Here is a 17488-nt window from a genome sequence, read left to right on the forward strand (position 1 = left end):
TTGTTTTAAGGGAGGGCGGACAAAAAATGTTAAATTAGTCGGCATCACTGTTAACCTTCTCATTAGATATGCATTAAATGGAAAATATACAGGCAGAAATAACGCTTGAAGATTTACGAAAGGGCTCGGACGAACTGCTTAGGCGGGTATACGAATCTAACCGCCTAAAATTTTTGAATTATGCTAGGCGCTATAATCTTTCGGAAGAAGAAAACATAGATGTGTATCAAGATGCTTACGTTATCTTTTATGATAACGTCATGAGCGGCAAGTTAGAAAGCCTAACCAGTAGTATTTCTACATATCTGTTTTCCATTGGTAAATATTTAATCTTTGATAAGATGCGGAAAAACAAAAAGGTGGTAACCGGTGATTATGATTTGTCTAGGGTAGGGGAAACCGATGAACAAGTGAATACATTTGAAATGGAACGGCAAACCTTAACTACAGAGCAAGAATTATTAAAAAAACACTTTGGCTCTTTAGGTGATAAATGCCAAGAGTTGTTAACATTGTTTTACTACCGTGGTTTTACTATTCAGGAAATAATGGAAACAAAAAATTATAATAGTGAGAACGTGGTTAAGTCTGCCAAATCACGTTGTATGAAAACTTTAAAAGAAAAAATCCAAGCAAATACCTACTAATGATGGATAAGGAACTTTTATTATATAATTATTTTTCAAATCAACTGACTATTGAGCAGCAACAACAGTTTGATGAGTTGCTCAAAAGCGATATGGAATTTAAAGAACAATTTAATTTTGAAAAAAACCTGAAGCAGGTTATTCGAGAAAAAGAAACCGATAGTTTAAAATCTAAATTAATCGGCTTTGAAAAAGATATTGAAGACACCGTTCCCGTTCGCGAGTTACCAAAAAGGAATTATCAAAAATGGGCAATGGCAGCTTCTATAGCTTTGTTGGTAGGTCTTGGCTGGTTGGGTTACAATAATTTTTCAGGTACGGATTATCAAGAATTGTACAATGAAAATTTTCAAGAATATCCCAACACGGTATATGCTATAACGCGTGGCACTGAGACGGATAGTTCTCTAGAACGCGAGGCATATGTAGCCTACGAAACGAACGACAATACAAAAGCGATTCAACTTTTTAAGGAATTAAAAGAGACCTATGACACTCAAAATCTTAGCTTCTATTTGGCGCAATCTTATTTGAAAAACAATCAGCTGGAAGAAGCTATCTTTTTACTAAATGAGGTCGTAGAAAGTAACGGGGAATTTACTCCGCAAGGGTTGTGGTATGTCTCGTTGGCATACATAAAGGCTGAACAGAAAGATAACGCTGTTACATCACTAAACCAGCTTATTAAAGATGGTCGTTATAAAAAGAATGAGGCAGAAGCTCTTTTGAGTGAACTAGAATAAAATTATTGTTTCTTCTTTTTTCGCATTACGATAAAGTACAGAATAACAAGAAGTAAAACACCAAGAACTACCCAGGGCCAAAAAGATAGAAGGTTAGACTGATTGTCAATAGGGGAGTTGTCTCCAATTACTATTAAGGCACTCCAATATGCGGGAGCTATAGCACTTTCGCGGTACTTTTTTATGTAGTCTAATTTTGCATTTCGCATAGCAGCAGATTTTGTACTGCCCTCCTTAAGTGATTTATAGAAAGCGGTCATTAATTCTTTACTACTCTTGTCATAAGTAGACCAAAGCGATGATACAACACTTTTTGCCCCGGAATGGAAAAAGCCCCTGGCCAAACTCATTGCACCTTCTCCCTTTTTAAGCTCTCCAATTGAGGTGTTACACGCACTCAAAACGACCATTTCAGCTTGGTTTTTTGTGGCGTAAATTTCATTCAAGAACATTTTATCGTCGTTAAAAGCAATCCACGGGTCTTCGCTTTGCCCAACATCGGCATGGGTAGATAAATGCACGATTCGGTAATCCTCGAAATTATTGACAAAAGCCGATTTTGTAGCCTCGTCCTTCAAGGCTATATTTCCGGGAAATATTTTCTGAACTTCCTCTATTTCGGAACCGCTAAAAACTAACTCAGGTAGGCCTAAACTTGCAAATTGAATAGGAGCTATTGCATAAAGGTCCTTTCGGGAAGAGCTTGAAATATGCGATTTAGCATCTAGATAAGACATAGAATAGGCGTATCTAACCTCGACATCTTCAATAAGGTATCTGGTAGTAGGGTTATTACCTACAACAAAGGCCTCAAACGGTATTTGTTGTAGAATATGGTCAGATATAATGGTGAGTTTTTTACCTTTTACTTTAGTATATATGTCCTCGGGAATCAATTGACTGAAAACACTGTTGGAAAGCTGATTGTATGCGACAAGCCCTGCGCGGTCCATAGTTAGATTGGTAAGTCGTCCGTATAGCTGAATGATGTCTTGGTTTAGCTCCTTTACATTTTCTAATTTAAAAAACTGATTATCATTACCTGTTGTTAAAAGGGCATAGCCTTGTTCATCATTGAGAATGTATTGTAATACTACTTCATCTTGAGAGGTATATTTTTTCTTGAATTCTGGATAGGGGAGGATAGATACTTTCTTTTTCATACTTGCATATTCTGGGAACATTGTAGCTATTGAATCCGTAAAAGTGTTGTAGTTAAGTTTGTTGGTATAAACCCGCTCTTTTAAATCTTTTAGTTGTTCTAGCGATGTACTATTACTATGTTGTAAATCACTTTCAGAAAGATAAATGGCCTTTTTAAGGTCAAAATCTCGTTGTGCGATGGAATCGGGAATGTTAACTGTTTCCTTAGCTTGTTCATTAGAAATATTCTCAAGTAGCAAGAGGGCTTTGTTCCGCTCCATGAAATAGTAAGCTTCTCTTGGTTTGTCTAACAAATAGCAGGCTTCAACAGCCTTCATATAAAGTGATGCTCCTTTTTCCCTCCAAAAAAGTTTAGATTGGTATTCCGTGCTTTCAGAGCGAAGTACATCTACTAATTTGTCGGCAAGAGTAAATGTCTGTAGAGCTTTTATTAAATGTTCTTTGTTTTGATCATGTTCAAAATAGGATAGCCAAGCATTTGCTTTTGCCACTATATGACCTAATAGAAACGTTTTTTCGGTAGCGAGCTCTAAGTCTTCAATAGCTGGTAATTCTTCAGAGTCGATTTTGTTTTTCTTGTCTACTGACCAAACTATAGCCTTTTGGTAGTTGTACATTGCATTTTTAAAATCTTTTTTGGCTAAGTACAGGTCACCCAAGTTTTCATAAGGGTCAGAATAATTTGGGTCAAAACCAATTGCTTTTTGTAGATTTTTGATTGATGTATCATAGTTGTTCAGTTTAAGCTGTGGAATAGAAATCATATTGAACGCCTTTGCCAGGTTCATAGAATCTAGTAAAACAGAATCTCTTAAAACTAGATTGTAGTAGTGTTCGGCTTTTTCATATTCCTTATTCTCGGCAAATTGATTTCCCCATATGGAATTAATCCTGAGATTGTGCATTTCTCGGTCGTAACCTTCACTAAGTAAAATTGAATCGGCAGTTTTTAGATTTTTTTCAATGTTTTCGGAAAACTCCTTGTTGCCCAAAAGCGAGTATATTTCAGCTTTAAGAATATGTATTTCAGAAAGATTAAGAATGTCTCTTTGTTGCAGGTCATTTTGGTTTTTATAATTTTCGATATAGTTATCATATCGATCTAGAGCTTTATAAAAATCACCCACATATTCATGTAGTTCGCCCAGTTCTCTATTTGCATTTTGAATCTTTTTTAAGTCATGACCGTTTCTAACCAAGTCTTGATAGGCGGCAATAGCATCGTAATAGCGCTCATCTAAATATAGAAAGTAGCCTAAGTTGTACATGCTTTTTTCTAAAGACCCTTTTTCTAAACTATCCAATGTTTTTTTTATCTCTAAGGCTTGTTGGGTGTTTCGTATTGCTTTATTTATATCAATTTGGTTTCCTTGCTTATGCCAATTTCTATAATACCATTTAAAACCTATATCATGATAACAATCGGCCAAAAGTCGTGAAGAAATAGAGTTTTTATTTATCCCGAAAAATGAGTCGATTTTTTTTTGTTTTACTTCTATGTCTGTTGTATCGTTTATGATACCTAAGAGTTGGTCCTGTTGCCCATTTACAAAAAAAGACATGAGAAGAAAAAAGATAGTTAAGTGTTTCAGCTTTTTCATCAGGGGGCAACTTTAATTAAGAATTTATAAGTGTACTTTAAATATATAAAGTTTTGCTGGTTTTCAGAATGTTATGAAGTGGAAGGTTTTGTAACCTTATATAAAAGATAATGCCCATGTTCTATATACATGGGCATTATCTTTTATAATGAGAAGTTAAAAAAATGTTTTTTATTATCTAATTATGGCATTAGCATCTAGAATACTGCTATTAAGTCCACTTTCAGAAGTAGCTAGATTTAGAATGCCATCTTTTAGAGCCGTTACGTCAGGCCTAGATGCTTTTATGAAAAGTTCACCAGCTAGACCTGTCATTGCCGCCGTAGAATACGAAGTTCCTTCTAGGCCTGCACGGTCTTTTGAATTAGGGTCCAGTGTATTTAGAACAACTGAATAGTTACCAAATTCTAGGGCTACATCTATACTTTTGACTCCGTAATTAGATTTAGGGTGCAAAATTATTTTCTTGGCTATGGTATCATTAAAATACCCCCCTACTGCTAAAATGTTTTCAGAATCGTAGGAGGATAAAAAATGACCATCTAAGGGATCATCCGTATTCTCGCCTTTATTTCCTGCAGATGAGATTACTAATGATTTATCACTTAATTCATTAATAAGTCCTTTTAGTATAGTTTGTTTCTGCAGTATTTCTTGAGTCTGCTTACCGCCAAAACTGGTATTTATTAGATGAATATTTTCGACGCTTTTATTTATATTTTTAATATATGCCATTGCACAAACTATATTCCAATATGATCCTCTACCGTTATCGTCAAAAACTTTGAGCGGAAGTATACGGTAGTCTATTTGAGGTACGGAGTTGTCTAGAATATCTCTGATAATCTTAGTTACATAAGTACCATGACCCTGTCCGTCGGTAATATTGGAACTGTTGTTTACAAAGTTCCATCCACTAGAAGCTGGGTAACAATTGCTATAGGCAAGAGAGTTGAACAAATATTGCCCGCTAAAAGGTGTCAAATCACGTGAAAGGTCAATACCTGTATCTAATACTGCAATGTTAACGGATGCAGTTTCAGAAGGATTAGTAAACTCTTTGGGGTCTACTTGTTCGTCAAGTGGCCTAAAATCAGGAATCGAGTCTAACTGAATATCAAAACCTATTTCACCTTCTAAACCTGCTTCTCCAGAACTATCGTCTTGTAGCCTACGTCTAGCAGCTTCAATATCTATTTTAGATGTGTCAACAGTCCATTGTTTTATGGTGGTGTCTCCACAACTACAGCCAATAGTATCTTGAATTTCTAGATGTTCTAACCAATAATTCAGTTTTTTTTCGGTAAGGTTAGGGTCTAATCGTACAATCAATTTGTCGCGGGAAGGTATAATTCTAGCGCCTCCATTTATTTCTCCACCTTCACTAACATAGGTGTCGTTATATGTAATTTTATCTTTTGGATCATCATCTTCAGGACCATGACCATAGTGCCATTTCGTACAAGACGTTATTATAAGTCCGGTTAGTAATAAGAGTGTAATTTTCATTTTCATAATAAAAGGTTTAAAGGTTGATTCTTCTTTACTTAATGTTCTAAACTAGGTAAAGGTTAACGATCGGTTTTATTTATTGTAAGAGGTAAGTTCTGATCGGCTAACGAGGTTTCCATTCTTTTTATACGATTCCTGTTTTATCATTCCCACGCCTTCGGCAAGCCATAATTTAGATGACATCTCTATGGTGGATCCCATAGTTTTGGTAATGCTATTTTCCGTAAGCAGATAACAATCAAAAGTGCCGGCAGGTGTGGTAATACTTTCTTTTTTTTCTACTTTTCTGTTTGTTTGATCAACAGATATGTTCATATTTATGCCAGACATACTCATGGCTATCGTAACATTTGCATCATTTAATTGTTGGCCTACGCTGAGGTCATTGGGCAGTTCAATATCGGTGCCGGAAATATCCATCTCTAGACCCATTTCAGAATATTGCTGCATCATTTGTGAAGGAAAGAGCGATTTATAATCAACTGTAACCAATCCGTTTTCACAACTAAAGGAATAGCTGCTTTCAAAAACATCTTTACCTTTCTTATCTTTAAATTTCATGTCAAAAGTAGCTGCTGATGCCGAACCTTCTTGTCGAACATCGGTGATGGTGTAGTTTACGCTACCATCAGTTTTACCTTTTTTGTCGTAACTAGTGTATTCAAATGAGCTCCCTTCTTCCAAAGGATAGAATTTACTACAACTTTCTTGTGAAAAAGTGGTATTCAGGGTAAGGAGGCATAATAGGGTAATCAATAAAGGGGTTTTCATAGTGTTCATTTTATATTCTTTTATATTTTGATAAATTCTACGCGTCGGTTTTGAGCTTTGCCATCAGACGATGAATTGTCGCTAACAGGTTCAGTTTCACCTTTACCTTCCGTTTTTAATCTGTCTGAAGATACGTTATATACTGATATAAGGGCGTTTTTGACAGCTTCAGCTCTGCTTTGAGATAAGCTCATGTTTTTATTGTCGTCTCCATCAGCATCTGTGTGACCAACAATTTTTAGATTTATGGAGCTATCCTGTTGAAGTACTTGGTAAATCTGGCGAATGATACCCATAGATTGTGGTTGAATATTGGCCGAACCACTATCGAACAAAATACCGTTTGTAGATATTTTACCATCTGCTAGCAACTGTCTTCTAAGATCAACTCCTCCTTTGGCAACTTTTATATTGCCAATTAGAATAGATTCCTTTTCCGTGTCAATACCGCGTAGAGTAAACTTTATGCCTTGCATTTGAACGTTAGAAGGAAGCAGTCTGGGTACATCAATAAATTTAACTTCATTTATCCACAGTCTAAAACGTTCTTTATTGACGGCTACGGATACATGGTGTTTCTGATTGATTACATTACGGATATCTGCATTTACCTCGTTTCTAATAACCCTTTTCGAAGCAATATTGTTCTCTACAACTACGCCCCGGTCTATAAATTGGCAGAAAGAGTATTCTACTTTTCCAAAGTTGGCTCCTTTTTTAAAAGTATTGTTGTCACTGATAACGATACCTATATAAGATTGAGATGAAGTTTTTTTATCTAATCCAGTAGCAAGCACATCAAATTCTAAGGTGAATTCTTCTGGTAAATTAGTGACATCGGGAATATAGGCTGTATTGTGGCCGGGCAAAAGTTTGAGCCACTTGTTGGGGTGTTCCTCAGTGGTTACCAATTCACCACTTGCGTTAGAATTCCATCGGGACGGAAAATCCCCAACAAATTCATTTGAAAAATCATCAACAAAGATAGGTGTGTCGCCCGGAACAAAATCAAATTTACTGTAGACTGTTATATTTTGAGTCCCTGCTGAATTAGAGGATTTAGGATTTTCAGAAGTATTTTCTTCACCCGTTTGTGGAGCATCGTTTTCATTGGATGGGTTGTCTTCCCGTGGGACTGGATTCTTTTTTGTGCTTTTTCCTGACCCTGGTTCAAAAATACTATCTAAGGCTTGGTCGGTTTTTTCGGAAGTTTCTTTTTCTACTCTACGTTCAACGGTTCTTTCGGCCGCTCTTTCTGCAGCTTTCCCCAGTTTTCGTAAAATCTGAGCATCAGTCGCCTGATGACTAAAAAGAATGCACACTACTGGTAGTAGTAGCTTAAGAAAGTGTACTGGCATTTTCATTTAATTAATTTGTTTAGTGATACATTAATAGTGATTCATATCAAGGAATTATGCTTGATATTTCTACTGTACATTAATATATAACTCCTTAAAAGGTTAACACCAAAACTAAATGAAAAGGTCTTTTTTTAGTAAAAACATGTTTTTGTTGGATGTGAAAATTGTATGGATGGTACTAAAACCTATATGAATGGGAAAAATAGACGCTTTCTTACATGTAAGAAAATAGAACTATAGGTCCAGTCCTAGCTGATTTGGGAGTAGTTTAAAACTTTTGCGGTGATATTTGGTTATACCGTATTTTCTAATGGCCTCCCTGTGTTCTTTGGTAGGATAGCCTTTGTTCTTTTTCCAGTTATACATGGGGAATTCTTCATGTAGTTTTTCCATGTAGGCATCTCGGTACGTTTTTGCCAATACAGAAGCAGCGGCAATATTCATGTATTTGCCATCTCCCTTAATAATGCATTCATGGGGAATGTCAGAAAAAGGTTTAAATCGGTTACCGTCTACAACAATAAATTTAGGTGAAGTTTTAAGTTGCTCTATAGCCTTATGCATGGCTAGTATAGAGGCATTTAAAATATTGATTTCCTCTATTTTTTCTGGAAATATGTGAGCAACGGCATAAGCGGTTGCGCTAGACTCAATAATAGGTCTCAGTAAATCACGTTTAGTATGGGTCAAAAGTTTAGAATCATTGAGCACAGTATTTGTGAAACCTTTGGGTAAAATTACGGCCGCTGCGGTTACGGGACCGGCTAAACAACCTCTTCCTGCTTCATCGGTTCCTGCTTCATTTACTGGTAATTGGTGATATAACTTCAACATGGTTTGCTCTTCCTGTAAATCAACTTATTTTTGAAATATCGGTAAATAGTTTTGAACCGCAAAAATGATATTAGATATTTGGAGAAGTAAAGACCGGGATATTACTTTATATAGCATAATTATATCCATTAAAAATAGGTGTGTAGGCACCGTTGGGATAGCATTATTAAAATTTCACATTTAATTACGAACTAAAAAAATTAACTTTACCGCTGTAATTAGCTTCAATGAAATATTTCCTCTTCATCTTTTTAATGCACTTTTCATGTATTCAGCTCTTCGCTCAAGAAGATTCTATTCCCCCTAAAAGAGATATAGATACTTCATCTGTGCGGCAAATGCCCAGAAGGTTGGGGCCAAGAGAGAAGGAAAAAGAACCGGAACCTGAGGAAATTACAATTAAGGATTACAAGATTATTACCTATGCTAGAGACACTACTTTTTTAGACACCACTCTAACTATTCAAAAAGAATACAAATACAACTATTTAAGAAAGGACGATTTTGAACTTATGCCTTTCGCCAATGTTGGAAAGCCTTATAATAAATTAGGAGTTGATTTTAATACCAACAACCTGTATCCATCTCTTGGGGCAAATGCGCTTCATAGTAACTATTTTGAGAAAGAAGACATTGCATACTATAATGTAGCAACCCCAATGTCCGATCTATTTTTCAAGACTACGTTTGAGCAGGGGCAGTTGTTAGATGCCAACTTGGCGTTCAATACATCAAGAAGACTCAATTTTTCAATAGCCTATAAAGGTTTTAGGTCTTTAGGTAAATACCAATTCAACCAGGCGGAGTCTGGTAGTTTTAGGACTACTACTAACTATGTGACAGAAAATGGTAGATATAGCCTTCGTGCACATATAGCCGCACAAGATATTGAGAACCAAGAAAACGGGGGGCTTATAAGTGCAGAGGCGCAATTTGATTCCGGAGATTCTGAATTTAGTGATAGGGTAAAAGCAGATGTACGTTTTAATGATGCAACAAATAAAATATTGGGTAAACGTTATTTCTTAGATCACTTGTATAAATTGATAAGAAAAGAAAAAGATTCAAGCCATCAAGAGAAAACCTCCTTGGGAATAGGTCATCAGTTTAATTATGAAACTAAGTACTACGCTTTTAATCAAACCACGCCCAATGCATATTATGGAGATAATTTGGTTTCCCCTATTGAAGATAAGGCAAGTTTAAAAACGATGTATAACCAGATTAATGCAGAGTTTTATAATGCAACGCTGGGTAGACTTCAGGGTAACATTTCAGTATACAACTACAACTATTTTTTCAATAGTATATTAATAAATAATCAGGGGGTAGAAATACCAAGTAGACTAAAGGGTGAAGAAATTGCAGTTGGCGCTGAGTATGAAAAACGTATTAAAGGTTTCCAACTAAAGGCAATGGCAAAGTATAATTTATCTGGTGAGCTGGGTGGCAACCAAATGAATGCCTCAGCATCTTATATGTTAAATGATAAACATAAGATAACCGCGTCTGCATTTGGGTCTTCAAAGATGCCAGATTTTAATTTCTTGCTATATCAAAGTGATTATACAAATTACAATTGGATGAATCTAGGCAGATTTGAGAAAGAACAAGTTTACGGATTACGTTTTGATTTAGAATCTAAGTTGTGGGGTAACCTTATGGTGAGTTATTCTACCGTAGATAATTATACCTATTTCGGTCAGACCCCGTCCACAATTATAGAAGAAGGTATGGAGAATGCAGCTATAAGTCCACTTCAAGAGAATAATGTACTCAATCATACCAAGATAAAATACGCCAAGGAGTTTAAAGTGGGTTCTTTTGCATTGAATAACACGGTAATGTACCAAAATGTATCTCAGGCCAATCGAGTACTTAATGTGCCGGAAGTGGTGACTAGGAACACCTTGTATTTTTCTTCGGATGTGTTTAAGAAAGCTATGTTTTTACAGACAGGGGTTACGTTAAAGTATTTTACATCTTATAATATGGATGCCTACAACTCTCTCTTAGGTGATTTCTATCTTCAGAATAATGAGAAGTTGGGTAATTTCCCCATGTTAGATTTCTTTATTAATGCAAAGATTCAACAAACTAGAATTTACTTAAAGGCAGAACACTTTAATTCTGCTTTTGATAAAACTCCGAATTATTATTCCGCTCCAAGCTATCCGTATCGCGATTTTGTAATTCGTTTCGGTTTAGTTTGGAACTTCTTCTCCTAAAATTTCATTTTTTATGATGATGATTTTGGATTCTATTCCAGTATTTTATTAAAACTCCTATTTTAAGAAAGTTGGTTTAACTACAATTTAAATTATTTTTCCTTCACTTAGGAGTGTGTCTAAGCGTGAATTTGTTCTTTTTACTTTGGTTAACAGGATGAAATTAGACAATGTGGAAAACAAGGTTAAGTAATAGTTAAGGGGAGAAGCATTGTGCTTGGAGTAAATGTATATCAGAAGTTGAAAAAAGATACATGCTTTTTAGTCTAGTAATCAGTAAGATGCGTTTAAGGGATGAAAAAGGAAAAAAAATATTTTAAAAAATGGTTGTGTAATTAAAAAAGGGTGTTACATTTGCAGCCCGCAAAACAGGCATGAAGATGTTTGTTAGGTTAGGGTAAAAAAATAGTAAACGTTCCTTGTAAAGTATTGTTTTTGTTGTCGGGAAAAAGATTTCGATTTTTTAAAAAGGGTGTTACATTTGCAGCCCGCAAAACAGGCATGAAGATGTTTGTTAGGTTAGGGTAAAAAAATAGTAAACGTTCCTTGTAAAGTATTGTTTTTGTTGTCGGGAAAAAGATTTCGATTTTTTATCGAAAGAAAGTTGCCGGTTAGAAAAACAGTTGTATATTTGCAGCCGCTTAGACAGACAGTAAGATGTTCGAGAGGCGATCCTGGGAGACCGGGAGGGAATATAGAAGTTCATTTGACATATTGTGGAGACAGCGTAAAAAGGGGTAGGAAGGGAAACTTTCTTGTTCCGATAGAATTACGAAACAACATACAGATTAGAGTTTAAGATTTTTATTTTAGGATGAGAGTCGGGGCCGGGAAATTTTTGGTAGTTGATAGACTTATAATATATAATGAAACAACGATGAAGAGTTTGATCCTGGCTCAGGATGAACGCTAGCGGCAGGCCTAACACATGCAAGTCGAGGGGTAACATAGAGGAGCTTGCTTCTTTGATGACGACCGGCGCACGGGTGCGCAACGCGTATACAATCTGCCCCCTACTGTGGGATAGCCCAGAGAAATTTGGATTAATACCACATGGTACCATATTACGGCATCGTATTTATGGTTAAAGGTTACGGTAGGGGATGAGTATGCGTCCCATTAGTTAGTTGGCGAGGTAACGGCTCACCAAGACCGCGATGGGTAGGGGCCCTGAGAGGGGGATCCCCCACACTGGTACTGAGACACGGACCAGACTCCTACGGGAGGCAGCAGTGAGGAATATTGGACAATGGGCGGGAGCCTGATCCAGCCATGCCGCGTGCAGGAAGAATGCCCTATGGGTAGTAAACTGCTTTTATACGGGAAGAAAAAGGGCTACGTGTAGCCCACTGACGGTACCGTAAGAATAAGGACCGGCTAACTCCGTGCCAGCAGCCGCGGTAATACGGAGGGTCCGAGCGTTATCCGGAATTATTGGGTTTAAAGGGTCCGTAGGCGGGCTGATAAGTCAGTGGTGAAAGTTTGCAGCTCAACTGTAAAATTGCCTTTGATACTGTTAGTCTTGAGTTATAGTGAAGTTGCCGGAATATGTAGTGTAGCGGTGAAATGCATAGATATTACATAGAACACCGATTGCGAAGGCAGGTGACTAACTATATACTGACGCTGATGGACGAAAGCGTGGGGAGCGAACAGGATTAGATACCCTGGTAGTCCACGCCGTAAACGATGGATACTAGCTGTCCGGGACCTTGAGTCCTGGGCGGCCAAGCGAAAGTGATAAGTATCCCACCTGGGGAGTACGTTCGCAAGAATGAAACTCAAAGGAATTGACGGGGGCCCGCACAAGCGGTGGAGCATGTGGTTTAATTCGATGATACGCGAGGAACCTTACCAGGGCTTAAATGCATATTGACAGGGGTAGAGATACCTTTTCCTTCGGGCAATTTGCAAGGTGCTGCATGGTTGTCGTCAGCTCGTGCCGTGAGGTGTCAGGTTAAGTCCTATAACGAGCGCAACCCCTACCGTTAGTTGCCAGCGAGTCATGTCGGGGACTCTAACGGGACTGCCGGTGCAAACCGTGAGGAAGGTGGGGACGACGTCAAATCATCACGGCCCTTACGTCCTGGGCCACACACGTGCTACAATGGCCGGTACAGCGGGAAGCCATGCGGTAACGCAGAGCGGATCCACAAAACCGGTCACAGTTCGGATCGGGGTCTGCAACTCGACCCCGTGAAGCTGGAATCGCTAGTAATCGGATATCAGCCATGATCCGGTGAATACGTTCCCGGGCCTTGTACACACCGCCCGTCAAGCCATGGAAGCCGGGAGTGCCTGAAGTCCGTCACCGTAAGGAGCGGCCTAGGGCAAGATCGGTAACTAGGGCTAAGTCGTAACAAGGTAGCCGTACCGGAAGGTGCGGCTGGAACACCTCCTTTCTAGAGCGTTAATTGCCTAAATTTGAAAAGGCTCCGACACCTCGTTCTAAATACAAATCGAATCTGTAGGTTCATAGAAGCAAGTCTCCACATTAATAATATAAATACTTCTTTTGGTACGGAGTACTAAGAGTGGTAGGGACAGTCCCATAGCTCAGCTGGTTAGAGCGCTACACTGATAATGTAGAGGTCGGCAGTTCGAGTCTGCCTGGGACTACAACCTAAGGTTGGTTAAATTGTAAAGTAGTGATACTTGATTGATTTGATCGCTTTGGAACGTTCATTGAGAATAGTATTGAATAGGAAATTCTAGAAGTTGAGTAGTAGTTGGAAGTACTGACTACTGACTACTATATACTAACTACTAGTATATGGGGGATTAGCTCAGCTGGCTAGAGCGCCTGCCTTGCACGCAGGAGGTCATCGGTTCGACTCCGATATTCTCCACTAGGCGATGCCTAGAGATAATTAATTTTATTCTCGAAGTATCGTAGATGGGAAAGATGGGTATTTAATTGCCTGTCGTGGCTCACGACAACGTTCATTGACATATTGGGACAGGACATATATCTTTAGGGGTATATGTACTGAAGAAAAAGAAAAACACGAATTTTTTAAGTAAAGAGTACGAAATACGAATAAAATAAAAGGTCTGGCGACAAGCTAGATAAGGGCGTATGGGGAATGCCTAGGCTCTCAGAGGCGATGAAGGACGCGATAAGCTGCGAAAAGCTGCGGGGATCGGCACATACGATATGATCCGCAGATATCCGAATGGGGCAACCCACTATACTGAAGGTATAGTATCCGCAAGGAGGCAAACCCGGTGAACTGAAACATCTAAGTAGCCGGAGGAGGAGAAAACAAAAGTGATTCCGGGAGTAGCGGCGAGCGAAACTGGATTAGTCCAAACCGTACATGTTCCGGCATGTGCGGGGTTGTAGGACCACGATATTCGAACAGTAATGAACTAGAACAAGTTGGAAAGCTTGGCCATAGACGGTGATAGCCCGGTATAGGTAAAGACCTGTAAGATAGTGGTATCCTGAGTAGCGCGGGGCACGTGAAACCCTGTGTGAAACCGGCGGGACCATCCGCCAAGACTAAATACTCCTGAGAGACCGATAGTGAACCAGTACCGTGAGGGAAAGGTGAAAAGAACCGTGAACAACGGAGTGAAAAAGATCCTGAAACCATACGCTTACAAGCGGTCGGAGCCCTTCGGGGTGACGGCGTGCCTTTTGCATAATGAGCCTACGAGTTACTTTTACTAGCAAGGTTAAGGACTTCAGGTCCGGAGCCGTAGCGAAAGCGAGTCTGAACAGGGCGCCATAGTTAGTAGTAGTAGACGCGAAACCGTGCGATCTACCCATGGGCAGGTTGAAGCTGTGGTAACACATAGTGGAGGACCGAACCCGTTGACGTTGAAAAGTCTTGGGATGACCTGTGGGTAGGGGTGAAAGGCCAATCAAGCTCGGAAATAGCTCGTACTCCCCGAAATGCATTTAGGTGCAGCGTGTAGATAGTTTTATAGAGGTAGAGCTACTGATTGGATGCGGGGGCTTCACCGCCTACCAATTCCTGACAAACTCCGAATGCTATAAAACGTTTCTGCGCAGTGAGGGCATGGGTGCTAAGGTCCATGTCCGAGAGGGAAAGAACCCAGACCATCAGCTAAGGTCCCAAAATATATGCTAAGTTGAAAAAACGCGGTGGAACTGCATTGACAGCCAGGATGTTGGCTTGGAAGCAGCCATTCATTTAAAGAGTGCGTAACAGCTCACTGGTCGAGCGGTTCCGCATGGATAATGATCGGGCATAAGCATATTACCGAAGCTATGGCTTTGTATTTATACAAGGGGTAGGGGAGCATTGTAGTACCGTTGAAGGTGTACCTGCGAGGGATGCTGGAGGAGCTACAAACGAAAATGTAGGCATAAGTAACGATAATGCGGGCGAGAAACCCGCACGCCGAAAGACCAAGGTTTCCCCAGCTATGCTAATCAGCTGGGGGTCAGTCGGGACCTAACGCAGACCCGAAGGGGGAAGTGGATGGACAAGCAGTTAATATTCTGCTACCCGCACATCATTAAAAGCGACGGAGGCGAGAAGTTGGTGCGTGCAGACGGAATTGCACGTTGAAGGGAGTAGTAATACCCCGATAGTACACCGAGGCTACGGCCAAGGTGATAATCCAGCGTATCGACTTCCAAGAAAAGCGAGATGTGCGGCCCGTACCGTAAACCGACACAGGTGGTTGGGATGAGTATTCTAAGGCGCTCGAGAGATTCATGGCTAAGGAACTAGGCAAAATAGACCCGTAACTTCGGGAGAAGGGTCGCCCCGACGTCAAGTCGGGGCCGCAGTGAAGAGGTCCAGGCGACTGTTTATCAAAAACACAGGGCTCTGCAAAATCGAGAGATGAAGTATAGGGCCTGACACCTGCCCGGTGCTGGAAGGTTAAGGGGAGATGTGAATCCTTCGGGAGGAAGCATTGAACTGAAGCCCCAGTAAACGGCGGCCGTAACTATAACGGTCCTAAGGTAGCGAAATTCCTTGTCGGGTAAGTTCCGACCTGCACGAATGGTGCAACGATCTGGACACTGTCTCGGCCATGAGCTCGGTGAAATTGTAGTATCGGTGAAGATGCCGGTTACCCGCAGTGGGACGAAAAGACCCCGTGCACCTTTACTATAGCTTCGTATTGACCTTGGTCAAGCAATGTGTAGGATAGCTGGGAGACTTTGAAGGCGCACCGCCAGGTGTGTTGGAGTCACCGTTGAAATACCAGCCTTTGCTTGTCCGGGGCCTAACCCTCCAAGAGGGAACAGTGCGTGGTGGGTAGTTTGACTGGGGTGGTCGCCTCCAAAAGAGTAACGGAGGCTTCTAAAGGTGCCCTCAGTACGGTCGGCAATCGTACGTAGAGTGCAATGGCACAAGGGCGCTTGACTGTGAGACATACAGGTCGAACAGGTTGGAAACAAGAGCATAGTGATCCGGTGGTTCCGCATGGAAGGGCCATCGCTCAAAGGATAAAAGGTACGCCGGGGATAACAGGCTGATCTCCCCCAAGAGCTCATATCGACGGGGGGGTTTGGCACCTCGATGTCGGCTCGTCACATCCTGGGGCTGGAGAAGGTCCCAAGGGTTGGGCTGTTCGCCCATTAAAGTGGCACGCGAGCTGGGTTCAGAACGTCGTGAGACAGTTCGGTCTCTATCTACTGCGGGCGTTAGAAATTCGAGCGGACCTGGCCCTAGTACGAGAGGACCGGGCCGGACCGACCGCTGGTGCACCGGTTGTCCCGCCAGGGGCATTGCCGGGTAGCTATGTCGGGATTGGATAAGCGCTGAAAGCATATAAGCGCGAAACCAACCGCAAGATGAGATTTCTTTAAAGGACCGTGGGAGATGACCACGTCGATAGGCTATAGGTGCAAGGGCAGTAATGTCCGTAGCCGAGTAGTACTAATTGTCCGTACGGCTTGCGCAATATAAGTCCCTTTCTTGCCTCGGTAAGGAAGGGCGACAACCTTTTCTCTATAATATCCGTCCTTTTTACTTAAAGGAAACGCTGTTTTTTTTATTCTTCTTAAACTGTCCCATTATTTTTATGTCATTATAATATTCAAAATTTAGGTGGCCATGGCGGCGGGGCCCACCCCTTTCCATTCCGAACAGGGAAGTTAAGCCCGTCAGCGCCGATGGTACTGCCAATAGGTGGGAGAGTAGGAAGCCGCCTTACTTCGAGGTCCCGATCAGTTCATTCTGATCGGGACCTTTTTTTTTGGANAAGGAAACGCTGTTTTTTTTATTCTTCTTAAACTGTCCCATTATTTTTATGTCATTATAATATTCAAAATTTAGGTGGCCATGGCGGCGGGGCCCACCCCTTTCCATTCCGAACAGGGAAGTTAAGCCCGTCAGCGCCGATGGTACTGCCAATAGGTGGGAGAGTAGGAAGCCGCCTTACTTCGAGGTCCCGATCAGTTCATTCTGATCGGGACCTTTTTTTTTGGACTATAACGAAATGAGGATGACGAGCCAAAGCCTTTAATTAAATACATCGCACTAGATGTTTAGAATGACCTTACATTTTTCTTTACCTTATTTAATAGGTTCTAAAAGGGTAGTGTAATATAGGTTGTACTTTTAATGTTAGGGCCGTTCATTAGAATCTGTTTTGTGCCAAATTGATTAAAGAGTTTAATTGTACACAGTATAGTTC

The 17488-nt window shown here is 40.3% G+C and carries 8 protein-coding genes, 2 tRNA genes and 4 rRNA genes; 9 read left to right on the plus strand and 5 right to left on the minus strand.

All coding sequences use genetic code 11. The features are described 5' to 3' along the window. Nucleotides 1-77: 77 nt before the first annotated feature. Together IWC72_RS09925 and IWC72_RS09930 are read left to right on the plus strand one after the other, a co-directional pair. Nucleotides 78-647 (plus strand): RNA polymerase sigma factor, encoded by a 570-nt coding sequence (locus IWC72_RS09925; RefSeq protein WP_194529675.1) that lies wholly within the window; start codon nt 78-80, stop codon nt 645-647. Then, nucleotides 647-1390, plus strand: coding sequence for a tetratricopeptide repeat protein (locus tag IWC72_RS09930; protein ID WP_194529676.1), 744 nt, complete (start codon nt 647-649; stop codon nt 1388-1390). Before IWC72_RS09925 ends, IWC72_RS09930 begins: the two co-directional genes overlap by 1 nt. Before the next feature lie 2 nt (nt 1391-1392). Here IWC72_RS09930 and IWC72_RS09935 read toward each other — a convergent pair whose 3' ends face one another. The 5 genes from IWC72_RS09935 to IWC72_RS09955 form a co-directional block, all read right to left on the minus strand. Next, entirely contained in the window at nt 1393-4155 is a 2763-nt protein-coding gene (locus tag IWC72_RS09935; protein ID WP_194529677.1) for a CHAT domain-containing protein, read from the minus strand. A gap of 174 nt (nt 4156-4329) precedes the next feature. After that, the gene (locus tag IWC72_RS09940) at nt 4330-5670 is read right to left on the minus strand and encodes a S8 family serine peptidase (protein ID WP_194529678.1); all 1341 of its coding nucleotides are present in this window, start codon (nt 5668-5670) and stop codon (nt 4330-4332) included. Nucleotides 5671-5739: 69 nt separating this feature from the next. Next, nucleotides 5740-6438 carry a TapB family protein gene (locus IWC72_RS09945; RefSeq protein WP_194529679.1) on the minus strand — a complete coding sequence of 233 codons (699 nt, stop codon included), beginning with the start codon at nt 6436-6438 and terminating at the stop codon, nt 5740-5742. A gap of 20 nt (nt 6439-6458) precedes the next feature. Further along, nucleotides 6459-7802 (minus strand): OmpA family protein, encoded by a 1344-nt coding sequence (locus IWC72_RS09950; protein WP_194529680.1) that lies wholly within the window; start codon nt 7800-7802, stop codon nt 6459-6461. 231 nt (nt 7803-8033) lie between these two features. Then, nucleotides 8034-8633: a ribonuclease HII gene (locus IWC72_RS09955; RefSeq protein WP_194526056.1), complete on the minus strand. Its 600-nt coding sequence runs from the start codon at nt 8631-8633 to the stop codon at nt 8034-8036. 227 nt (nt 8634-8860) lie between these two features. Here IWC72_RS09955 and IWC72_RS09960 point away from each other — a divergent pair, with 227 nt between their 5' ends. The 7 genes from IWC72_RS09960 to rrf (IWC72_RS09990) all read left to right on the plus strand — a co-directional run bounded on the left by IWC72_RS09960 (nt 8861) and on the right by rrf (IWC72_RS09990) (nt 17233). Further along, nucleotides 8861-10861, plus strand: a complete 2001-nt coding sequence (locus tag IWC72_RS09960; protein ID WP_194529681.1) for a putative porin — start codon at nt 8861-8863, stop codon at nt 10859-10861. An 874-nt stretch (nt 10862-11735) separates the two neighbouring features. Continuing rightward, a 16S ribosomal RNA gene (locus tag IWC72_RS09965) occupies nt 11736-13263 on the plus strand. Nucleotides 13264-13406: 143 nt separating this feature from the next. After that, nucleotides 13407-13480, plus strand: a tRNA-Ile gene (locus IWC72_RS09970). A gap of 156 nt (nt 13481-13636) precedes the next feature. Then, nucleotides 13637-13710: transfer RNA gene (locus IWC72_RS09975), tRNA-Ala, on the plus strand. Nucleotides 13711-13918: 208 nt separating this feature from the next. Further along, nucleotides 13919-16753: ribosomal RNA gene (locus IWC72_RS09980) — 23S ribosomal RNA — on the plus strand. 142 nt (nt 16754-16895) lie between these two features. After that, nucleotides 16896-17005: ribosomal RNA gene (gene rrf, locus IWC72_RS09985) — 5S ribosomal RNA — on the plus strand. A 118-nt stretch (nt 17006-17123) separates the two neighbouring features. Next, nucleotides 17124-17233 (plus strand): 5S ribosomal RNA (gene rrf, locus IWC72_RS09990). The 16S, 23S and 5S rRNA genes sit together here with 2 tRNA genes alongside, the layout of an rRNA operon. Nucleotides 17234-17488 lie beyond the last annotated feature (255 nt).

It is taken from the genome of Zobellia roscoffensis, assembly GCF_015330165.1.
Taxonomy (GTDB): Bacteria; Bacteroidota; Bacteroidia; order Flavobacteriales; family Flavobacteriaceae; genus Zobellia; species Zobellia roscoffensis.